Annotated in this window: 18 protein-coding genes; 5 read left to right on the forward strand and 13 right to left on the reverse strand. The window is 63.1% G+C overall.

The genetic code is table 11. The features are described from left to right. The first annotated feature begins 50 nt into the window (after positions 1–50). The gene (locus tag M1E01_RS11115) at positions 51–1,556 is read left to right on the forward strand and encodes an NAD-dependent succinate-semialdehyde dehydrogenase (RefSeq protein ID WP_457971671.1); all 1,506 of its coding nucleotides are present in this window, start codon (positions 51–53) and stop codon (positions 1,554–1,556) included. Positions 1,557–2,439: 883 nt separating this feature from the next. On the opposite strand, the gene eda is transcribed toward M1E01_RS11115, so the two are convergent. From eda to M1E01_RS11145, 6 genes are all read right to left on the reverse strand, one after another. Next, on the reverse strand, positions 2,440–3,069 hold the full coding sequence (gene eda / locus M1E01_RS11120) for a bifunctional 4-hydroxy-2-oxoglutarate aldolase/2-dehydro-3-deoxy-phosphogluconate aldolase (protein WP_457971672.1): 630 nt from the start codon (positions 3,067–3,069) through the stop codon (positions 2,440–2,442). Further along, entirely contained in the window at positions 3,062–4,477 is a 1,416-nt protein-coding gene (locus tag M1E01_RS11125; protein WP_457971673.1) for a mannitol dehydrogenase family protein, read from the reverse strand. The genes eda and M1E01_RS11125 overlap by 8 nt, the downstream gene beginning before the upstream one ends. Before the next feature lie 38 nt (positions 4,478–4,515). Then, the gene (locus tag M1E01_RS11130; RefSeq protein ID WP_457974937.1) at positions 4,516–5,445 is read right to left on the reverse strand and encodes a PfkB family carbohydrate kinase; all 930 of its coding nucleotides are present in this window, start codon (positions 5,443–5,445) and stop codon (positions 4,516–4,518) included. A gap of 47 nt (positions 5,446–5,492) precedes the next feature. Next, entirely contained in the window at positions 5,493–6,704 is a 1,212-nt protein-coding gene (gene manD, locus M1E01_RS11135; RefSeq protein WP_457971674.1) for a D-mannonate dehydratase ManD, read from the reverse strand. Between the two features lie 62 nt (positions 6,705–6,766). Next, a complete protein-coding gene (locus M1E01_RS11140; protein WP_457971675.1) occupies positions 6,767–7,792 on the reverse strand; it encodes an L-idonate 5-dehydrogenase in 1,026 nt (341 codons plus the stop codon). Continuing rightward, a complete protein-coding gene (locus M1E01_RS11145; protein WP_457971676.1) occupies positions 7,789–9,171 on the reverse strand; it encodes an MFS transporter in 1,383 nt (460 codons plus the stop codon). The genes M1E01_RS11140 and M1E01_RS11145 overlap by 4 nt, the downstream gene beginning before the upstream one ends. A 148-nt stretch (positions 9,172–9,319) precedes the next feature. Here M1E01_RS11145 and M1E01_RS11150 point away from each other — a divergent pair, with 148 nt between their 5' ends. Continuing rightward, entirely contained in the window at positions 9,320–10,045 is a 726-nt protein-coding gene (locus tag M1E01_RS11150; RefSeq protein ID WP_457971677.1) for a GntR family transcriptional regulator, read from the forward strand. 427 nt (positions 10,046–10,472) lie between these two features. Here the strand turns inward: M1E01_RS11150 and M1E01_RS11155 are convergent, their stop codons facing one another. Next, entirely contained in the window at positions 10,473–11,465 is a 993-nt protein-coding gene (locus tag M1E01_RS11155) for a methylenetetrahydrofolate reductase (protein WP_457971678.1), read from the reverse strand. Positions 11,466–11,619: 154 nt separating this feature from the next. On the opposite strand from M1E01_RS11155, the gene M1E01_RS11160 reads away from it, so the two are divergent. Further along, on the forward strand, positions 11,620–13,968 hold the full coding sequence (locus M1E01_RS11160; protein ID WP_457971679.1) for an FdhF/YdeP family oxidoreductase: 2,349 nt from the start codon (positions 11,620–11,622) through the stop codon (positions 13,966–13,968). 602 nt (positions 13,969–14,570) lie between these two features. Here the strand turns inward: M1E01_RS11160 and M1E01_RS11165 are convergent. The 5 genes from M1E01_RS11165 to M1E01_RS11185 form a co-directional block, all read right to left on the reverse strand. Then, positions 14,571–15,071 (reverse strand): MarR family winged helix-turn-helix transcriptional regulator, encoded by a 501-nt coding sequence (locus M1E01_RS11165; protein WP_457971680.1) that lies wholly within the window; start codon positions 15,069–15,071, stop codon positions 14,571–14,573. 99 nt (positions 15,072–15,170) lie between these two features. Then, complete coding sequence (locus tag M1E01_RS11170; protein ID WP_457971681.1) at positions 15,171–15,701, reverse strand: DUF1990 family protein; 531 nt, start codon at positions 15,699–15,701, stop codon at positions 15,171–15,173. Positions 15,702–15,920: 219 nt separating this feature from the next. After that, positions 15,921–16,742 (reverse strand): thymidylate synthase, encoded by an 822-nt coding sequence (locus tag M1E01_RS11175; protein ID WP_457971682.1) that lies wholly within the window; start codon positions 16,740–16,742, stop codon positions 15,921–15,923. A gap of 147 nt (positions 16,743–16,889) precedes the next feature. Then, positions 16,890–17,522: a DsbA family protein gene (locus M1E01_RS11180; RefSeq protein ID WP_457971683.1), complete on the reverse strand. Its 633-nt coding sequence runs from the start codon at positions 17,520–17,522 to the stop codon at positions 16,890–16,892. A 108-nt stretch (positions 17,523–17,630) separates the two neighbouring features. Continuing rightward, a complete protein-coding gene (locus tag M1E01_RS11185) occupies positions 17,631–18,236 on the reverse strand; it encodes an NAD(P)-dependent oxidoreductase (protein ID WP_457971684.1) in 606 nt (201 codons plus the stop codon). Positions 18,237–18,322: 86 nt separating this feature from the next. On the opposite strand from M1E01_RS11185, the gene M1E01_RS11190 reads away from it, so the two are divergent. Next, positions 18,323–18,715 carry a winged helix-turn-helix transcriptional regulator gene (locus tag M1E01_RS11190; RefSeq protein WP_457971685.1) on the forward strand — a complete coding sequence of 131 codons (393 nt, stop codon included), beginning with the start codon at positions 18,323–18,325 and terminating at the stop codon, positions 18,713–18,715. A 655-nt stretch (positions 18,716–19,370) separates the two neighbouring features. After that, positions 19,371–20,243 (forward strand): formate/nitrite transporter family protein, encoded by an 873-nt coding sequence (locus tag M1E01_RS11195; protein WP_457971686.1) that lies wholly within the window; start codon positions 19,371–19,373, stop codon positions 20,241–20,243. A gap of 304 nt (positions 20,244–20,547) precedes the next feature. On the opposite strand, the gene M1E01_RS11200 is transcribed toward M1E01_RS11195, so the two are convergent. After that, positions 20,548–21,042 (reverse strand): MarR family winged helix-turn-helix transcriptional regulator, encoded by a 495-nt coding sequence (locus tag M1E01_RS11200; protein ID WP_457971687.1) that lies wholly within the window; start codon positions 21,040–21,042, stop codon positions 20,548–20,550. Positions 21,043–21,104 lie beyond the last annotated feature (62 nt).

A 21,104-nucleotide genomic window follows, 5' to 3' on the forward strand; every position in this document is an offset into this window, starting at 1 on the left:
GACCCGTCAGGCTCAACCCCCGGCCCCACCTACTTTTGAGGAGACCCCGCATGACCACTTCGCCCTTAACTTCCCCTGCCATCTCACAGGAACGGGAAGCGTCCCTCCTCGCTTCCGTGCCCACTGGCCTGCTCATTAATGGCGAGTGGCGGGACGCCTCCGACGGCGGCACCTTCGACGTCCATGACCCCGCCACCGGAAAGGTGCTCGCCACCCTCGCCTCGGCCACCAGCGAAGACGCCGTGGCGGCGCTTGATGCGGCTGACGCGGTCCAGGCATCCTGGGCGCGGACCGCCCCGCGGGTGCGGGCCGAGATCCTGCGTCGCGCCTTCGACCTGGTCACCGAACGCGCCGAAGACTTCGCTTTGCTCATGACCTTGGAGATGGGCAAGCCGCTGGCCGAGGCCCGCGGTGAAGTCACCTATGGTGCCGAGTTCCTGCGCTGGTTCTCCGAAGAAACCGTCCGGGACTACGGCCGCTACCTCACCACCCCCGAGGGCAAGAACAAAATTTTGGTCCAGCACAAACCCGTCGGGCCCTGCCTGCTCATTACCCCGTGGAACTTCCCGCTGGCGATGGCCACCCGCAAGGTCGCCCCCGCCGTCGCAGCCGGGTGCACCATGGTCCTCAAGCCCGCCAACCTCACCCCACTGACTTCCCAGTTGTTTGCGCAGACCATGATGGAAGCCGGCCTGCCTGCCGGAGTCCTCAACGTCGTTTCGACCTCTAAGGCCTCCGGTATCTCCGGACCCCTGCTGAAGGACTCCCGGCTCCGGAAGGTCTCCTTCACCGGCTCAACCCCGGTGGGCAAACGCCTAATGGCCGATGCGGCCCAAAACGTCCTCCGCACCTCCATGGAACTCGGCGGTAACGCGCCGTTCATCGTGTTCGAGGACGCGGACCTGGACGCCGCCGTCGAAGGTGCCATGGCCGCGAAGATGCGGAACATGGGCGAAGCCTGCACCGCGGCCAACCGGTTCCTTGTCCAGGAATCCGTCGCGCAGGAGTTCACCCGGAAGTTTGCCGCCGCGATGGGCGCCCTGACCACCGGCCGCGGCACTGACCCCGCCACCCAGGTCGGCCCGCTCATTGACGCCGGCGCCAGGGATGATGTGCACGCCCTGGTGAATGCCGCCGTCGACGCCGGGGCCACCGCCATCACCGGCGGAGCACCCGTGGACGGGCCCGGCTACTTCTACCAGCCCACCGTCCTCGGTGGAGTTCCCAACGACGCAGCAATCCTGGGCCAAGAAATCTTCGGCCCCGTCGCCCCCGTCACCACCTTCGCCACTGAAGAGGACGCCATTCGCCTGGCCAACGCCAGCGAATACGGCCTCGCGTCCTACCTCTACAGCCGCGACCTCAACCGCCTCCTGCGTGTGGCCGAACAGATCGAATTCGGCATGGTCGGGTTCAACGCCGGCGTCATCTCCAACGCCGCAGCACCCTTCGGCGGCGTCAAACAATCCGGCCTCGGCCGCGAAGGCGGATCAGAAGGCATCGCCGAATACACCACCACCCAATACATCGGCATCGCCGACCCCTACGCGAGCTAGACCGACCAGCCCCGTGAGGTCAACCTGCGGGGCTGTTCGATGCCTTCTTCCTGATTTCCCCTGCAAGGCACACTCCGCTTCAAAACCAGGACGTATAAACCTTTCCGACCCGGCCGTTTACAGACAATTAGGGAGGACGATCATGGCCCGAGGGAGACCCCTGCTACGTCCACCACGCACTGCGGAAGTTAGACACTTGAAATTCTTACCTCCCAGTGATGCCGTCTACATCCGGGACTGGACCATGCTCACATCCGGAGAAAAAGTTGCCATCGTCCAAGACGACGAACCTGAAATATCCGGTCGCGTTGACGCTGTAACTGAAGACGGTCTAATCCTCTGGCTGCACCTGGACTCCGGGGCAGGACGCAAACTATTCACACGCACCACCGGCGCTCTCGTCTGGCGCCTGCAAGAAAGCAGATAGCAGAGGACCGGCAGATTTAGCAGCTAACAGCGTGTCTACGTCCGCGGCTGGTACCGAAGAGCGCGGCGTGTCAGATCAAACCGCCTTGTGGCCTCGTGTGTACCTGGGCCCGAACTGCGAAAGCCCGGAGAATCGGCACGGCCAGGGGCTTGTCCAGCTAGGGCACTCGCCAAAACTGACCCGTTGCGGTCTACTTGCAACGGCAAAAGACCGTTGCACGTTTGACGAATCCTTACCTGTGCGCCAGGAATAGTCGGAATTGTTTTCAGGCTCCAGTGCGGAGAGGCAGGCTATCCTGCCGACAGCTGTAATCGGGGTAACGCTGAAGGCAGGACGGCCAGCAAGGCAGGATAAGCCCATGAAGCCGACGGCCCTGAACCGGACTTCAAGTCTTGAAGTCGAGCCCTGGAGCGGTCCGGGAGTCATGGTTAGCCACTGACGCGAAGCGGCACCGGATCACTCTATGCGTAGTGCGGCAGCCCCTTCGGCGAGCTGGGTGATTTGGTGCCAGTTCTGGTTTTCGATGGCGCTGCGGGGGGTGATCCAGCTGCCGCCGACGCAGGATACGTTGGGCAGCGCAAGGTAGGCCGGTGCGGAAGCGAGGCTGATTCCTCCGGTGGGGCAGAATTGGACCTGTGGGATGGGAGCTCCGATGGCGGCGAGATAGTCGGGGCCACCGGCTGGTCCTGCTGGGAAGAACTTTAGGGTGTCCAGCCCGCGCTCGAGCACTGCCATTGCCTCGCCCACTGTGGCTACGCCGGGCAGGACAGGGATGCCGAGGGTCAGCATGTGGTCCAGCAGGGACGGCGTCACGCCGGGGCTGACGAGGAACTGCGCTCCGGCGGCGACTGCCGCGTCCGCCTGGCCGGGGGTCAGTACTGTGCCTGCCCCGACGAGGATGTCGGGCACCTCGTTGGCGATGAGCTTTAGTGACGTAAGCGCACTTTCGGTGCGGAGCGTGAGCTCGATGATGCTGACGCCGCCGGCGACCAGGGCCTTGGCAAGGGGAACGGCATGTTGCGGGTCATTAATGGTTACCACCGGAATGACCGGTGAGATGTGCAGGACGCTGGTGGCATTAGCCATGGTTGATCTCGTTTCTTAGGCCGTCCAGGCCTTGGGTATCAATGATGCGGTACCAGTGCATGAGGAGCCCTGCGAAGGTGCTGTCTGCGGCGAGTTCGGCGTCGAAGATGCTGCGGCAGTTAAGGAGCGCCGGAATGACATTGTCCGCTGTCCGGTTGGCGGGAAGCACGGCTTGGAGCTCGGCGGCAAGTGGGTCATTCAGCTCCTTTGTGCCGGTGGAGGCCACGTGGTGCATCCATGCGGCGACAGCGAGGGCAGCCCACCGGGGCGCGCGGCCGGCATCAAGGTTGGCGCGGATTGTGGTCAGTAGGCGCAGGCCGATTTTCTGGGAGCCGTCACTTCCCACCTTGGCCGTGGTGTGTCCCAGGGCGGGGTTCGCGAAACGTTCCAGGATCTCGGAGCAGTAGGTTTCACCGTCCAGGCCGTCAGGCAGGCTGACGGTGGGGAGGGCGTCCTCGGCGAGCATCAGTCGGCATGCTGTGCGGAAGGAGTCCTCCCTCACGGCGTCACTGATGGTCTTTATGCCCGTGGCAAGACCGAGGTAGGCGAGCAGCGAGTGGCTGGCGTTGAGCAGTCGCAACTTTGCAGCTTCCCAGGCGGCGACGTCGTTGCTGAACAGCGCGCCGGCTTCCTCCCAGGCTGGTCGGTCCCCGGCAAAGTTATCCTCAATGACCCATTGCATGAAGGGTTCCGCCACCACGGCGGCTTCGTCGCGCAGCCCGAGTTCGAGTTCGACGGCGTTAAGGTCGGCGCTGGTGGTGGCCGGGACCATGCGGTCCACCATGGTGCTGGGAAACGTCACGTTTGCATCCAGCCATGCCAGCAGCGGCCCTGCTTCCGCATTGGGGAGGGCTCTGGCAAAGCCGCGGACCAGGTTTCCGGTCAGCTCCCCGTTGCCCGGGAGGTTGTCGCAGGAGACGACGGTGAGGGGCCCTCCCCCGTTGCGGGCACGCTCCTGGATTCCCCGGGTAAGCTGCCCGATCGCCGTCAGGGGCGGGTGCCCGGCAAGGTCGGCCTGCACCTGTTCATCTGTGGTGTTGAGCGATCCGGTGTGGGGATCTATCCGGTAGCCCTTTTCGGTGATGGTCAGTGTCACCACGTGCGTGGTGGGTGCGGCGATCCGGTCCACGACAGTTCCCGGGTTGTCCCTGCCGGAGATGGCTTCCACGATGCTGGAAACAACGCGGAGCGGCGCGGCGCCGATGCCACGCTCGGCAACGGTGAACAGCCCGTCCTGAGGCGCCAGTTGGCGTGCGACTGTGTCTGAGCGCTGGGTCACCCCAACGATTCCCCAGCCGGACGCGCCGGTGGCGAGCATGGCGTTTTCAGTGAACACGGCAGTGTGGGCCCGGGCAAAGGCGCCAAGGCCTAAGTGCACAATGCCGGGCCGGAAGGTGCTGGCAGGCACCTTCCCCTGGTGTTTGCCGCTGGCGAGGGAGGCTGCGCTTAGGCGTGTGATGACAGTGCTCCTTCGGCGGATCCGGCAGCATGGGTACGGGTCTGTTCGAAGGTGGGGATGAATCCTGTCCCACCCTTGCCGCCGACAACAAGGGACGCCGCCGCCGCGCCGTACCGGGCAGCAACGGAGAGGGCGTCACCGAGGACCATCCGCGCGGTCAGCGTGCCCACGAATGCGTCCCCTGCCCCGGTCTGGTCCACGACGGCGGGGGCGGGGATCGAGTCGATCCACGTGCTGTCCTGGTCTTCGCCTTCAAGCTGGATGCCCTCGGCTCCGCACGTCACGGCTACGTTCGCTGCGCCCAGGCTGCGCAGTTTTGCTGCTGCCTCCCTCGCTGTGGAACAGCTCAGCAGTGCAGATGTTTCGCCCGGAAAGGACGGCGTCGCCAGGAAAGTCCGCGGTGCGAGCTGGAGGAGCACTGCCGCCGCATCCTCTGCTGACGTGAGGCGGGGGCGGAAGTTGGGATCGAACACGAAGCGTTTGGCAAGCGCCGCAGCCTTCAGCACTGCAGCCCGGGAAGATTCCGAGATGGCGCACGCGATCCCGCCCGCAACTACTGCGCCCGCGGCCGAGAACACTGCGGGGTCGACGTCGTCGGGGCCAAGGCTGGAACCCACACTGCCGCTGCGGGCGTAGGAGAACTCGCGCTGCCCATTGGGGTCGCAGTGCACCAGGTAGACGCCCTGCTGTCCTTGCCGGAACTTCAGGAGGTCGGGGGAAATGCCGAGTTCGACGATCCGGGCGGCGATCGCCTTGCCGAGATCGTCGTCGGTAAGGACCGACAGCAGGCCCACGCGGGCGCCGGCTGCAGCAGCGGCCGCGGCGACGTTCAGGGCGTCTCCGGAGATGCCGAGCTGGGCGGGCACGCCGTGCCCAAAGGCCACGTCTGTTGCCACTTCGACGAGGATCTCGCCCATCACGACGACGTCGAACGGCTGGTTCTCGATATGCATTGTTGAGGGGTTCACCAGTCGTGCACCGATCCATCGAGCCGCCGGTTGATGGGCAGGTATTTGGGGTTGAAGGGGAAGCGGGCGGCGGCTTCCTCGTTGAACTCCACGCCGATGCCGGGGGCGTCTCCGGGGTGCATGTAGCCGTCGGTGAAGGTGTAGGACGTGGTGAACACTTCGTTGGCCGGTTCCCGGTGGCCCATGTACTCCTGGATGCCGAAGTTCGGGATGCTCATATCCACGTGCAGCGCCGCAGCGAACGAAGCAGGGGAAAGATCGCCCGCACCGTGGGAGCCCGAACGGACACCGTACAGATCCGCCAGTGAGAAGATCCGGCGCAGGTGCGTGATGCCGCCGGAGTGTGAAACGGAGGTGCGGATGTAGTCGATCAGCCGTTCGGTGATCAGCTGCTGGCAGTCCCAGATGGAGTTGAATACCTCACCCACTGCGATGGGTGTAGTAGTGTGCTGGCGGATCAGGCGGAACGCTGACTGGTCCTCCGCCGGCGTGGGATCCTCGATCCAGAACGGCCGGTACTGCTCCAGCGAGGCGCCCAGCCGCCCTGCCTCGATCGGGGAGAGGCGGTGGTGCACGTCGTGCAGGACATGGGTGGAGTAGCCGAATTCCTCACGGACGTGCGCCATCATCCTGGGTGCGAAGTCCAGGTACGCCGACGTCTCCCAGGTGTCCTCCTGCGGGACGTTGCCGCTAGCAGGCTCGTACAGCTTCCCGTCCACCGGCGCAATGCCGTAGGTTTTGTCCAGGCCGGGCACCGCTGCCTGGACCCGGATGGCCTTGTAGCCGAGGTCCAGGTGGTGCTGGAAGTCGGCGCTGAGGTCCTGCAGCGTGGAGCCACTGGCGTGGCCGTAGACCATGACACCCTCGCGGGCCGCACCGCCCAACAGCTCGTAGACGGGCATGCCCGCTGCCTTACCCTTGATGTCCCAAAGCGCGACATCAATGGCGGCGATCGCCGTCATGGTCACCGGCCCGCGGCGCCAGTAAGCCCCCTTGTAGAAGTACTGCCACGCGTCCTCAATCCGACGCGCATCGCGGCCAATCAGCATCGGGCACAAGTGCTCGGACAGGTAGGATGCGACCGCCATCTCACGGCCGTTGAGCGTGGCGTCGCCGATGCCGGTGATGCCGTCCTCGGTTTCGATAACGAGGGTGACGTAATTCCGTCCTGGCGACGAAACCACTACCCGTGCGTCGGTGATCTTCACTGGTTGGTCCTTTGGATGTTGAGGGTGGAGAAGTGGTATTGAACGGAACTGTCAGCTGTGGCTCAGCTGAGCTTGAGCATGACTTTGCTGCTGCCGGCGGCAGGATCTCCGAAAACCCTCATGGCTTCGGCTGCCTGGTCGATCCCGAACTTGTGCGTGATGACCGGGGATACGTCCAGACCTTCGGCCATGGCGCGGAGGGCGTCACTGATCTCGTCCGCGAAGCGGTAGGAGCCAATCCAGGTGATCTCGCGCGTGACCAGGTCGCCCAGGGCGGCCGGTGCCGGAGCGCCCGGAAGGTTCCCGACCTGGACCAGGGTGCCGCCACGTGCCGTGGCGCGGAGAACGCCGCCCAGCACTGCCGGAATGCCGGACGCTTCGAACACCAGCTCCATGTCCTCGGGGAGGCTTCCACCGGCGGAAACGTTCCGGACCTCATCGGCGCCCATGGCTTTGGCGATCTTCAGCGCCGCGTCGTTGATGTCAGCGGCGATGACGGTCCTGGCGCCGGCGTACTTTGCCGCTGCCACCACCAGGGAACCGATGGGCCCGGCACCGTTGACCAGGACATCACGGCCGGTAAGGTCACCGGCACGGCTGACTGCATGCATTGCAACGGCGAGCGGTTCGGCCAAGGCTCCGCGGAGCGTGTCCACTCCGTCGGGAAGCACCCGGATCTGGGAAGCCTTGGCGAGCTTCCGTTCGCTGAAGCCGCCGTCAGTGTGCGGATCAAAGGCAGCGGATCCGAAGTAGCGGATTTGCGGGTACAGGTTGGTGCGCCCGGCCAGGCGGTCCGGCAAGACCCCGTCCCCCACCAGTTCTGCGGGGTGGACGGTGACCGGCTGGCCAACCTCAAGGTTCTTCACGCCGTCGCCCAACTGGGCGATCCGTCCTGCCACCTCGTGACCGAGGACGAGCGGTGACTTCAGCGCCGCCGTCCCCGACGCGCCGTGGCGCCAGTACGAAAGGTCGGATCCGCAGATACCGCCCCATTCAATGTCGAGCACTACCTCTCCGGGACCCGCTACAGGCTCCGGCCGTTCGTCGATCCGAAGGTCATTGGCGCCATGGACTACAACGGCTTTCATACTGCGTCTTCCAGACGGACCATGTCGCGGCCACGAACCTCGGGACCCACGAAGGCCGAGATGAGGGTAATCAGCGAGTAGGCGATGAGCATCGCGGCCAACGGCCACCAGTGACCCGTGATTGCGGTGAGGGTAGCGGCCAGCAGCGGGCCGATGGCGGTGGCAAGGATGCCACCAATTTCCTTGGCCAGGGCGAGCTGGGTGAAGCGGGTCCGGGCACCGAAGAACTCAGCCATGGTGACACTCTCCATGGCGAAGAGGCTAAGCACGCCCAGGTTCAGGCCGATGACCATGGCGACGGTGATGAGGACGGTGTTTCCACTGGTGACCATCATCAACATGGGGATCGCGAACAGTGCGGTGAGGGCGCTCAGCGCAAGGTAGAGCGGACGCCGGCCGAAGCGGTCACCGAGCATGCCCATGACCGGGATCGTGATGAAGCCCAGCAGTGAGCCGTACATGATGGCGGTGGTGCCCACGCTCTTGTCGACGAGGAGGACGGTGGCGAGGTAACCGATGAGGAAGGTCTGGATCAGGCCGGAGTTGCCTGCCTGGCCGAAGCGCAGGCCGAGTGCGATCAGAAAGGCCTTGCCCTTGCGCTGGTGCAGGGCAGCTTCGATGGTGCTGGTCTTAGCCAATTCCTCGGCTGCGGCGATTTCCCGCTTGGACAGTGCCACGCCGTCCACGACGTCGGCACGCTCTTCGAAGACGGGGCTTTCCTTGACGTGGTGGCGGACCCACACTGCGAAGAGCATCAGCACGAAGCTGAACAGGAACGGGATGCGCCAGCCCCAGCTGAGCAGGTCCTCTTCCGACAGGGTGGAAACGAGGATTGCCCAGATGGCAGAGGCGGCGAGGGTACCGGAGTTCGTACCCAGGCACACGAGGGAGGAGATCAGGCCACGCCGGCGGGCAGGAGCGAACTCAGCCAGCATCACGGTTGCGCCGGCGATTTCTGCACCGGCGCCGAAACCCTGGGCCAGGCGCAATGCCACCAGCAGGATGGGAGCCCAGATACCGATCATCGCGTAGGTGGGGAGAACACCGATCAGTGTGGTGGAAGCGCCCATCAGGGCGATCGTGATGAACAGGACCTTCTTGCGGCCAATCCTGTCGCCCATGCGGCCGAAGTAAACGGCACCCGCAAGACGGGCAACATAACCAACGCCGTAGGTTGCCATCGCCGCGATGAGGCCGATCACCGGGCTGACGTCCGGGAAAAAGAGTCTGTTGAACACGATGGCTGCTGCCAGCGAATACAGCTGGAAATCCATGAATTCCATGGCAGTTCCCAGCCAACCGGAAACTGCCACCTTGGCCAATTCACGGGTCGGCTTTGCTTCCGGCTTGGTAACGGGCGGCGAGATGCTCTTAGTCATCTAATGCTCCTTTGCAGGGCGATGAAAAACGAAGGGGAGAGTGAACGGATGAAGCCGGGCGGAGGACCAGTTGTGACCGGCAGCACCCCGTTTGCTACTACCATACAAGCAGTACCATTCTAGTGTGTCAACCCTTTAGAATGGTTGTATGGCAACCGAGAAAAGAGGCACGGCCCCACGGCTGTCCGTGAGGGACCAAACGCTGGAGACGATCCGCCGCCGCATCATCTCCCTCCAGCTGCCCCCCGGCCAGCCGCTCTCTGAGAACGAACTGGCTCAGGAACTGGGCGTGAGCCGGACGCCGGTCCGCGAAAGCCTGATCCTGCTTCGGGAAGAGGGCCTGATCCAAGTCTTCCCCCAGATTGGCTCCTTCGTCTCTCTGGTGGATCTTGGCCGCGTCTCGGAAGCCCAGTTCGTGCGGGAGGCCATCGAATGCGCCTCCCTGCGGGACCTGACCGTGGAAGACGAAGGCGTTACCAGGCTCCGGCTGATACTCAAAAGCCAGACGGAAGCCAATGCACAAAAAGACGTCGAGGAGTTTTTCCGTCTCGACGAAGAATTCCACCGCGAACTCCTCCGGCTTGCCGGGCACGAGTCCGCCTGGGCTGCAGTCAACTCCGCCAAGGCACACCTTGACCGCGCACGGCGCCTAAGCCTGCTGGACACCAGGCCCATAGCAACACTGATCCAACAACACACCGCAGTAGTGGATGCCCTGGAAACAAACAACCTCGATGAAGCCGACAGCTCGCTGCGCCTGCACCTGCGCGGCGTCTTCGAGGACGTCCAGCGAATCCAGGAAACCACCCCTGAGCTCTTCTCCGACGGCACCCTCGCCCGACCCAGCCGCCGAAGCATAGCGCGCCTGTCCTGACCAGGGGCAACTCCCCTGTCCTCGGCGACTGCCTACTGGTACTAGTGCATATTCGATTTCGAACTATTCGTGCCTTTTAGACAATCCGGCTTCGCGGCCGGTGTCGGACGTTTGGGGGCCATCATGGGCCCGGCCGTCACCGGAGCTCTCGTGGCCGCCGGGATCGCCTACCCTTGGGGCTTCTACGTCTTGGCGCCGCTGCCCTGCTGGCGGTCATTGCCCTGGCGACCGTCCCCACACCATCACCCCGGCACCGGACCAGGCACCCGCCATCGGGAAATCCTGATCTAGCCTTCTGCCCCCATGTGGGTGGGAGCGTGGGCGCCTCAGCGGCATTGCCATCATTGACGGGCACTACGGGAAGACGGACATACCCCGCAGGGGCAGGAGGCATCGGCCCTCGCTCCCGAACCGCCGGAGCTAACTGTTAGTCGCCCTGGAAAGCCGAACTTTTACCGGGATAATTGCAGGGCATCACGGAGCGGGGACCTTCATCCCACGCGCCCAAGGGCAGGCGTGGGAAACCCTTTGACAGGCGGCTGTTCATCCACTGAACGCCTTCCATGATCCCGCCGAACGGATAAAGGTGATACAGGACAGCTCCGAGGTTCCCGCCGTCCAGCCCGGCCGCGAGGTGATCCCAATAGCGCTCAGGACTGAAGCGGTGGTCAGGGTTGCCCACCAAGAGTCCATATCTCCGGGCGATAGCTGCCGATGGCACCGAGCCAAACTGCTTGGCGTATCTCAGGAGCTTTCCGACGCTGGCCGGCCCCGGCACGCCGATGCGGACGGGCGCGTCGATTCCTTCACGGCGCAGGCGCTCTATCCACTGCACCACGGCATCGGCGTCGAATCCGTACTGGGTCGTAATCTCGACCGAGCAACCCGCATTCTGGAGAAAGCCGAACTTCCATTTCAAACAGCGCCAGAGCGTGTCGGTGTCGATCTTAGGGTGTCCTTCAGGGTACCCAACGATACCCACCTGGCGGAAGAAATGGCGTTCCAGGAGGTCGCTTCTCAGGAGGGCCAGCGAGTCCTCAAAGGGACCGGCAGGGACGGCCGGGTCACCGCCCACAAGGATTATCCGCGACGGGGCTGCTTCTGCAACCAGGGCGTCGAGAAGATAATCGCGGTCCCGCTCCGAGTGCAGGCGGCGCGAGGAAATAATCGGGACGGGCTCGAAACCGCATGCTCGAATTACCCGTGCAGCTTTGATGCGCTGGGCATGATCCTCATTTCCGAGGAACGCGATGTTGATCGGAGTTCCCGGTGGAATGGTAGCCTTGCCGGCCTCGACCTGCGCGATGTCTTTGGCCGCAACTTCCAGGGCGTAAAGCCCATCGGACTGGATGGCGTAGTGGCTGTTGAGGCAAGACATCCCCGTCATGAATTTCGGGACGAAAGACTCTCTGCCAGCCATAACTGCTCCTTTTCCTAGATCCAAGTCATACTTAGCGTACTAAGTGTTAGTCGGCTAATCTAATCATGTCGGGCTGCTGTCACCATCACGACTCAGAGCTCCTGGCGGATCAAAGCAAGACCGGTCAGCGGTGTTGCGCATCGAAAGGGAGACAGTGAAGTTCAGTAAGCAGCCCGCCCCCGTTGCGGACATCAACGAGGATGACCTCGAAGTCCACGATCCCAAGACCAAGGCCGCCGGCGTCAAAGCCGTTATGGTGGCCTTGGAGCGTGCAATCGCCCAGGCGGGCGTGCCCCGCACAGCCCAGTCGCTGCTGCGGCTGAACCAACGCGGCGGCGTCGACTGCCCTGGCTGCGCCTGGCCGGAAACGGACAAGAAGCGCAAGCCTGCGGAGTTCTGCGAGAACGGGGCAAAGGCGGTGGCTGAGGAAGCTACCCTCCGGACCGTCGGAGCCGAATTTTGGGCCCGCCATTCCATCGCGGAACTGGCCGAAAAGACGGAGTACTGGCTCGGCAACCAGGGCCGGATCACCGAGCCCGTGGTGATCCGGGAAGGCGAGAAGCACTATTCGCCCATCTCCTGGGCGGACGCTTTCAAACTGATCGGCGAACATATCCGGGCCAGCACGCCGGAACGCTGCGTGTTCTACACCTCCGGCCGCACCGCGAATGAGACAGCGTTTATGTACCAGCTCTTCGCCCGGGCCCTGGGCACCAACAACCTTCCGGACTGCTCCAACATGTGCCACGAATCCTCGGGCTCGGCGCTGAACCCGACCATCGGCATCGGCAAGGGCACGGTGTCCCTCGAGGACATCCACGATTCCGAGCTGATCTTCGTCGTGGGACAGAACCCCGGCACCAACCATCCCCGCATGCTGTCCGCGCTCAAGGAATGCAAGGACAAGGGCGGGAAGGTAGTGGCAGTCAACCCGCTGCCCGAGGCCGGCCTGTTCAACTTCAAGGACCCGCAGACCGTCTCCGGCGTGGTGGGCGGCGGCACTCCCCTGGCGGACGAGTACCTGCAGATAAAGGTCGGCGGAGACCTGGCGCTGTTCCAGGCCCTTGGGCACCTGCTGCTCGCGGAGGAAGAGCGTAACCCCGGTACCGTCGTCGACCGTTCCTTCGTCGACGCGCAGACGGATGGGTTCGAACCGTACCGGCAGGCTCGCCAGGAGCTGGACTGGGCCGAAACCGAGAAGGCTACCGGGTTGTCACGTGAACAGATCGAGACCGTGGCGGGAATGCTGATCCGGTCCAAAGCCACCATCTTCTGCTGGGCCCTGGGCGTCACACAGCAGCCGCACTCGGTGGACACCATCAAGGAAATGGTCAACGTCCTGCTGCTGCAGGGCAACTTCGGCAAGCCCGGCGCCGGCGCTTGCCCTGTCCGCGGACACTCGAACGTCCAGGGCGACCGGACCATGGGCATCTGGGAAAAGCCAAAGGAAGCGCTCCTGGCAGCTCTGGACAACGAGTTCGGCATCCAATCCCCGCGCCACCATGGCTATGACTCTGTAGAGACCGTGGAGGCCTTCGAGCGCGACGAGGTGGACGTGTTCGTGTCCATGGGCGGAAACTTCTCCCTGGCGTGCTCTGACACCGACATCCTTGAGGCCGGGATGCAGCGGACCGGGCTGACGGTCCACATCTCCACCAAGCCCAACCGCTCCCACGTGGTGCACGGCCGCACCTCCCTGATCCTGCCCACCCTGGGCCGGACGGACAAGGACGACAAGCACCCCAAGGGCGCCCAGTTCCTGTCCGTGGAAGACTCCATGTCCGTGGTCCACTCCACCCAGGGCAGGCTGACCCCGGTCTCCGAGCACCTGCTGGCCGAACCGGTGATCGTGGCGCGGATGGCCGAAGCGACCTTCGGCCCGAACCATCCTGTGGACTGGAAGGCCATGGCCGAGGACTATGACGTCATCCGCGACCACATCTCCCGCGTCCTGCCCGGGTTCGAAGACTTCAACACCCGCGTCCGGACCAAGAACGGCTTCGTGCTGCCCAACCCGCCCCGGGACACCCGCTCGTTCGCCACCGACATCGGGCGGGGCCGCTTCACCGTCAGCCCGCTGGAATACCTCACCCCGCCCGAGGGACACCTGGTGCTGCAGACCATCCGCAGCCACGACCAGTACAACACCACCTTCTACGGCCTGGACGACCGCTACCGCGGCATCTCCGGCGGCCGCCGCGTCATCCTGGTCCACCCCGAAGACCTCGTAGAGCTGGGCTTCCAGGACCGCGACCTCGTGGACGTCGTCAGCACCTTCCAGGGCATCGACCGGCACGCCGAAAAGTTCCGGCTCGTGGCCTACCCCACCGCAAAGGGCTGCGCCGCAGCGTACTTCCCCGAAGCCAACGCCCTGGTCCACAAGGAAAACGTCGCCCGCGAATCCAACACCCCCGGCTTCAAAGCCATGTTCGTCCGCTTCCAAGCCCACAATGACCAAGCCGCAACGAGTGGGGCGACGGCGCTGGCGGGCACCTACGTCTGACTTCCGAGGACAGGCGCCGGTGGCACACTGGCCGTGTGTCCAATATGCCACCGTTGCTATCAAGGCGGCCCCGGCCTTGCAGGGTCCGGTAGCGCCACTCCGCACCTAGGAGCGCCGTCCTGGAGATTCTCCGGGGACACCGGACGTATTTTGCCCGTGGAATTCTGGCGGTTTTGTACGCCGGGTTTAATGAAGCGTTCTCTTTCAGCTGGGGTAGTCGCGCCGCCAGCGATGGTCCATGCCAGTGCAGTGGCTGCCTCTAACATCACCCCGTACGCCTCAGGCGAATCGGCAAATGCTGCGAACCCGTGTCAGTGGATGCGTACGTTCGCGCCGGGAATGCTCAGCCGGGGATGCATGTGGGAATTACTTGGGAGACATTGCCCTTATCAGTTGAGCTCCTGCTCATGCCGGTAAGAGCAAGGAAACTCGCCCTATCAACACCAATTGACTGCCCTCAGGATGTCTTTGACATGGGGTGTCTTCTCGCGAAACGTTGGGTGGGCAAGGAGTGCCTGCGCGTCGCCGGTTGAGACGACAGGCTGAAAGTGAAAAGGAGGCCACGGCCCTCACAGCCAAAACAACGGCCCGGACCTGTTCGGTCAGGAAGAACTGACCGCGCCTGCGGTCGGCTGCTGTCCCTTTGTGGCAGCGATAAGGCGGGTCATCGCTTCATGCAGCTGAACCACATCTTCGCGTTCCAGCCCCAGTTTCCGCATCATCGTCTCGGGAACGGACAAGGCCTCAGCCCTGAGCGCGGCCCCCGCGGCGGTCAGTTCAACTGCGAGGGAGCGCTCGTTACCTGCGGCCCTGCGGCGGGAGATGAAGCCGGCGGACTCCAGCCGGCGAAGCAGCGGGGAGATCGTCGCCGGTTCGAGGTCGAGCTCGTCGCTGATTTCGCGTAATGACCTGGGACTTTTTTCCCACAGCGCCAGCATCACCAGGTACTGCGGGTGGGTCAGCCCCAGACGTTCAAGCACGGGCTTATAGGCGGCTACCACGCTCCGGGCAGCCACTGTCAGGGCGAAGCACAGTTGCTTCTCCAGCAGCAGGTCCTCCTCGGCAGAGGGTGCCGCATCCGGTTTGATGGTTGTCTTGGTCATCACGTCCTCATAGGTTAGACCGCTAACTGTTAGCGTATCGCCTCGTCGTTCTGGGCGCGAACATCCCCGATCCGAAACCATTGTTCAGTTTCTTTGGGTTCAGGAGACTGGTCCGGTAAGGGCGTTGATATAGGAGTTCCGGATTCCTGTGCGTAGCAGGAGCACCAGAGGGTGGGCGAAGAGCCAGAGGCCCTTTCCGGGACCGCTGAGTGTGCGCAGGGTGAACCAAACCGAGTCGTCAGGATTTCGTTGGACGATGAACGCGGCTTCGCCGCTGACCGGGTGTCCTTTCAAAGTTCCGAACGCGAATCCCTTACGAGCCGGTTCGTCGATCGTGTAGACGATACGGACCGGCATCTTCAACCGAAACGGGCCGAAGCGCTTTTGGAGCAGGACTTCCATTCCTTCCCGGGCCAATTCAGAAGTAGGTTCTGCAGCATGCGGTGCTGGCGGGGCTCCGGGGTGCGGCTGCGGAGGATGAATGGGTAGGACTGTATAGCCGGATTTGCGTTGGATGCCCCAGGAAAGTGTTTCCTTCCATGCGTGCTCCCACCGCCGTTTGCCGGATCCGATTTGAATCCGTTCTTCACTGGCCCGGTAGCCCCGCTGCAGGAGAGCGGGTGCGTCCATCCTCTTCGTTGCACCAATTTTGGGGTAATTGTATGGGCGGGCTTGTTTTTTACTCACTGTCCACGTCCTGTTCCAAGGTCGGGGCCAACCAACCAGGTTGTGACCCGAATCCGCTTTTTCCTCTTCAGGGCTTTCCGGCTCTGCGGTGCTGGCTTCGCTGTGTAGTTGCCTGTGCCCCCGGTTCACCCAGTCGGTGCAACGGCTTCTGGTGGAGGGTGTTCAGACTGCCACCGGCGCGGCTATGGCTGGGTGATGGCGGTAGCCCAGAAGCTGGAGGTCCTCCCAGGTGTAGTCAAAAAGGGTGTCCGGGCGGCGGCGGAAGGACAATCGCGGCGATGGGAACGGGGCACGCAGGATTTGCTCCCGGACCTGATCGATGTGGTTGTCATAGATGTGGCAGTCCCCGCCGGTCCAGATGAATTCTCCGGCTGCAAGGCCGAGTTGATGGGCGATCATGTGGGTAAGCAGGGAGTAGGCGCCGATGTTGAACGGCACTCCGAGGAACAGGTCTGTGCTGCGCTGGTAGAGCTGGCAGCTGAGCCTGTCGGGGCCAGAGGGCATTGGCTCCACGTGGAACTGGAAGAGGGCGTGGCATGGGGGGAGGGCCATGCCGGGGATTTCAGCGACGTTCCACGCGGAGACGATGTGCCGGCGGGAGTAGGGATCGGCTTTGAGGGAGTCCATTACTGCTGCGATTTGATCGATGTGCTGGCCGTCCGGGGCGGGCCAGGACCGCCATTGCACCCCATAGACGGGGCCGAGCTCGCCGTGTGGGTCTGCCCATTCGTCCCAGATGCTTACGCCTTGGTTCTGCATCCACTGGATGTTCGAATCCCCACGGAGGAACCACAGCAGTTCCACGGCAACGGATTTGAAATGCACACGCTTGGTGGTGATTAGGGGAAAGCACTGGGTGAGATCGAACCGCAACTGTCGTCCGAACACGCTGCGTGTGCCGGTGCCGGTGCGGTCCGATTTGGGGGTGCCCTGGGCGAGTACCTCTCGGAGCAGATCCTCATAAGGGGTAGGGATCATCGGCATTTCCCTCCATCGGAAGTTGTACAGGGGCGAGAGGCTGTTCGCCTATCGACGGGATCGGGAATAAAGCACGGTTGGGGGCTGGTGCACCTGGTGGCGCCTGATAGCGGAGCACAGTTGCCTTCGTCCTTCGAAAAAGAAGGTGGAATCTCAGCTGGGCTGGGTCTCCTGCAGATCTTTTAGTGCCTTGCGCAGTTGCTGGGCGGAGTAGACCGGGCTACCGATTTTCACCAGCCCGCCAGCTGTGTGCACGAGGAGGGTGGGGTAGCTCTGGATTCCGAGATCTGCAACGCGTTCCTGTTCTGACAATGCCCTTTCCCGTGTACCGGGATGGGTGTAGAGCTTTTCCACGAGGTCCGGATCCAGGCCTTTACGGGTTGCGATGGTGCGGTATGTTCCTGTGTCGGAGAGGCTGAGTCCGTCGATGTAGAACGCTTGCTGCATGGCTGCGGCCATGTCCAGGTCTTTGCCGCCCGATGCTTCTTTCAGCGCGACCAGTCCCGTCCCGGCATCGTCGGAATCCATGTGCAGGGTTCCGTCTGAGAGGACTGTTTCGTAGGCTTCACCGAAGCGGACGCCGGTGAGGGCTGCAATCCGCGCGTTGGCGCCGGGGATGTGCGGCAGCGCGCCTATGGGGCCGGCGTGGTGGCCGCTGAAGAGGCCGCCGCTGATGACCTCAATATCGATGCCGTCATCCTGGGCCAGTTCGTGCAATGCCGGGGCGAAGCCGTAGCACCAGCCGCAGTAGGCATCGAAGACGTAGGTCAGTTTGGTGGAAGTCATGGTGGTCCTTTGCCTAGGTGTTGAGGTTTATCGCATGGCATGCCGTGCGGTCAGGAGATGATCTGCGCGCACGGCACTGCTTAGCTGTAGGTGTTTTAGTAAGCCGCTTCAGTTGGCGGCGGTGAACCGGGCGTTGCGGTAGGCCGGGCGCTCAATTTCATCGAGCATGGCCACCGCGTAGTCCTGGCTGGAGATGCTGTTCCCGGCCGGGGAGTCCTTGGCCGTGTTGTACCTAGCGGTGCGTGCGCCGGGCTGGATGACAGGGGCCGGTGCGAGCATAGTCCAGTCCAGGTCTGCCGGGGCTTCCCTGATGGCGTCGTAGGCTGCACCGAGGGTGAGGGCCTCGGCCTTGTAGGCTTCGGGGAACTCAGGGGTGTCAACGAGCCGGATACCGTTGATTTCCAGGGCACCTGCGCCGCCCACGACCAGCAGGCGGGTGCCGCTGGCGTTGGAGTAGGCGGTCTTCATCGCGCTGAGCCATTCCCCGTGGTCTCCGCCGGTGCGGCTGGGGCCAGTGGCCAGAACGACAGCGTCGTGTTCTTCTGCGACAGCGGCAAAGGTTGTCGCGTCTGCCAGGTCAGCTGCCCGGACCTGGGTGCCGGCAACTTCTGCCCCCCGGCGGGAAACGGCCGTCACCTCGTGACCTCGGGTCAGCGCTTCGCTGACAATCTGGCTGCCGACCATGCCGGTGGCTCCGTAGACTGCGATCTTCACGTGTTCTCCTCGTGGTTGATGTCTTGGTGATACCCCTTTATAGTATTTTTTAGATACTGATAGCTTCAAAGGAACTGAGTACCTAATTGGATACCAACGTCAGGACGACCAACATCCTTGACCCTGACTGCCCCTCGCGGGTGATTTTCCAACGCATCGGTGATAAGTGGGCGTCACTGATCATCCAGGTCCTCGCCGATGGCCCTGTGCGGTTCACTGCCCTGAAGAACATGGTCAACACCACGCCGAAGGTGCTGACGCAGAGTCTCCGGGCGCTGGAACGCGACGGGCTCGTCACCCGGACCGTGTATCCCACGGTTCCGCCAAGGGTCGATTATGAGCTGACCGACACCGGCCGGTCCCTGCTGGTGCCGTTGGCCCAATTACGTGCCTGGGCTGAGAGCCACGTGCCCGAAATCCTCAAAGCACGGGACGAGTATGACGACTCCCGCGACGAGGAACTCCTGGCCGGCCGCTGACAACAGCCTTCCCTGCCCACGGGCAGAAACCAGCAGTATGCGCTGAATTCGGACGCTTGATGGGTGCACGCCACTGCCCCGGTCAGGCCACCTTGCGTGCCGATAGGCACCTTGCGCCAGTGATGCACGCGTCTGCCCAGTGCCACAAATGCCGGGGCGCTGTGTCACCCTCCCAGCGTCAGTGGTGGCACAGAGCCCGTCCCCGTCAGACCAGGGACCGTGCCTTTCCAGCACCTTAGGCATTCATTTCAGGATTTTGACCTCCCGTAATGGACGACCGTGATGAGGGCGGGCAGCCGAGCCGGCGCGTGGCGGGAACCCAATAACCGGTAAAGCTACTGGTACCGACAGGTGGCGAATTAGCCGGGAGGGTATCCGGCCAGAGAGATCACCAACAGCGGCCTTAAGTACTCCTTAGGTATCTAAATACCCTGTAGGTATCTAAATACCCTGTAGGTATCTAAGTACCTTTGAAGCTATCAGTATCAAATAGATATTATGAAAAGGTAGCAACAACCAATTACTCAGTGGGGTCAGCCATAAGTAACGCGGCAGGGCCTCTGAAGAAACCTGCCCGAAATACCGGACAGTTACTGTCTTCCCATGCTGCCCAGCCCGGACCGCATAAAAAGCCCGACCCCCGGAGCCTATCCCCATGTCCTATGTAAAGCCCGGTGATCTGATCACGACGATGATCGACGCCGGCGCGTCGAAAGTGTTCATGTCCACCCGGGACACGGTGGTGCGCGCGGCGATGGCCGGTGCGCTGCTCTCCCTGGCGGCCGCGTTCGCCGTCACGGTCAGCGTGACCACCGGCATTCCGCTGTTGGGGGCAATCCTCTTCCCGGTCGGGTTTATCCTGCTGTACCTGCTCGGCTACGACCTGCTGACCGGGGTGTTCGTCCTGACACCCCTGGCGCTGCTGGATAAGCGACCCGGCGTGACCGTCCGCGGCGTGCTCCGGAACTGGGGGCTGGTGTTCGTCGGGAACTTCCTCGGAGCGTTCATGGTGGCCCTGCTGATGGCGGTTGTCGTGACCTACGGTTTCGCCATCCCGCCGAACGAGGTCGGTGTCGCCATCGGTCACATCGGCGAGGGGCGCACGCTCGGCTATGCCGAGCACGGCGCGTCCGGGATGCTGACGCTGTTCGTCCGCGGAATGCTGTGCAACTGGATGGTGTCCATCGGTGTGGCCGGCGCCATGATCGCCAAGGACGTCCCCGGAAAAGTCATCGTGATGTGGATGCCGATCATGCTGTTCTTCTTCATGGGCTTCGAGCACTCGATCGTCAACATGTTCCTGTTCCCGTCAGGCCTGTTGCTCGGCGGCCAGTTCACCATCATGGACTACCTGGTCTGGAACGAAATCCCGACAGTGCTCGGCAACCTCGTCGGCGGCCTGGTGTTTACCGCCCTTCCCCTCTACGTCACCCACGCACGGACCAAAGCGCCGTCCAACGCCGCCGCGAGCCCCGAGACGCCGGCCGGAAAAGACGCCGCACACACCGAAACTGTGATCCGCCCCTAGCTCCAGCCACGGGTGGTCACAGGCGGCTTTTGGGGGTTGCTCTAGCGTGTGAGTGAACGGCGTTCTGTGTTGCAGAGAACCGCTGCTGGGCGCCAAAGGCAGCGCCAGGCCGCCCTACCGGCCGGTCTCAGCAGTTCTGCTGAGCTGCAGTAGTAAGGCTCCCTGTGCATGCGCTGAAGATATAGTCCGCGCTTCTTATTCAGGCCGGAAGGCCAATCTTCCGCGTGCCGCGCCGCAAACGTCCGTGAACAGCCTTCCAAACCCGTGTTGCAGGGCGCCTGGCCTGGTAGTTGGGATTATCCAGCTAGTCCGCAGTGCCTTGGCCGCGGCTCGCCTTTGTAGCGTCGATGAGCCGCACCATTGCCGCGTGGAGTTGCTGGACATCCTCCCGGTTGAGGCCGAGTCTTTGCATCATGGTCTGTGGCACGGACAGCGCTTCGGACCGCAGGGCAGAACCTGCTGCTGTCAGCTCGACGGCCAGTGCGCGTTCGTTTCCCGGTACCCTCCGCCGTGTTATCAGGCCGGCCGTCTCGAGGCGGCGAAGGAGCGGCGACAGTGTCGCCGGCTCGAGATCCAGCGCACTGCTGATCTCCCGAAGCGATTGCGGGCTTCTCTCCCACAGGGAGAGCATCACCAGGTATTGCGGATGGGTCAGGTTGAGCCTTTCCAGCACGGGCTTGTAGGCGCCGACCACGCTCCTGGCCGCGACGCTTAAGGCGAAACACAGTTGCTTCTCAAGCAGAAGGTCATTCTCAGTCCCCTGCTGATTTGCCACCTCAGTCATCATTGCTCCAATCATTAGTCTCCTAACAATTAGTGTACTATTGATGTACCGACAGGCACACGGAAGTCAGAGGTGAA

This window comes from Arthrobacter sp. D1-17 (genome assembly GCF_054130535.1).

Bases quoted from the DNA above. Each gene is read 5' to 3' on its own strand.
- M1E01_RS11200 (WP_457971687.1), bottom strand. From the start codon at position 21,042: ATGATTGGAGCAATGATGACTGAGGTGGCAAATCAGCAGGGGACTGAG.
- M1E01_RS11155 (WP_457971678.1), bottom strand. From the start codon at position 11,465: ATGGCTGGCAGAGAGTCTTTCGTCCCGAAATTCATGACGGGGATGTCT.
- M1E01_RS11140 (WP_457971675.1), bottom strand. From the start codon at position 7,792: ATGAAAGCCGTTGTAGTCCATGGCGCCAATGACCTTCGGATCGACGAA.
- eda (WP_457971672.1), bottom strand. From the start codon at position 3,069: ATGGCTAATGCCACCAGCGTCCTGCACATCTCACCGGTCATTCCGGTG.
- M1E01_RS11165 (WP_457971680.1), bottom strand. From the start codon at position 15,071: ATGACCAAGACAACCATCAAACCGGATGCGGCACCCTCTGCCGAGGAG.
- M1E01_RS11175 (WP_457971682.1), bottom strand. From the start codon at position 16,742: ATGCCGATGATCCCTACCCCTTATGAGGATCTGCTCCGAGAGGTACTC.
- M1E01_RS11130 (WP_457974937.1), bottom strand. From the start codon at position 5,445: ATGGGCGAGATCCTCGTCGAAGTGGCAACAGACGTGGCCTTTGGGCAC.
- M1E01_RS11180 (WP_457971683.1), bottom strand. From the start codon at position 17,522: ATGACTTCCACCAAACTGACCTACGTCTTCGATGCCTACTGCGGCTGG.
- M1E01_RS11145 (WP_457971676.1), bottom strand. From the start codon at position 9,171: ATGACTAAGAGCATCTCGCCGCCCGTTACCAAGCCGGAAGCAAAGCCG.
- M1E01_RS11170 (WP_457971681.1), bottom strand. From the start codon at position 15,701: ATGGACGCACCCGCTCTCCTGCAGCGGGGCTACCGGGCCAGTGAAGAA.
- M1E01_RS11150 (WP_457971677.1), top strand. From the start codon at position 9,320: ATGGCAACCGAGAAAAGAGGCACGGCCCCACGGCTGTCCGTGAGGGAC.
- M1E01_RS11195 (WP_457971686.1), top strand. From the start codon at position 19,371: ATGTCCTATGTAAAGCCCGGTGATCTGATCACGACGATGATCGACGCC.
- M1E01_RS11115 (WP_457971671.1), top strand. From the start codon at position 51: ATGACCACTTCGCCCTTAACTTCCCCTGCCATCTCACAGGAACGGGAA.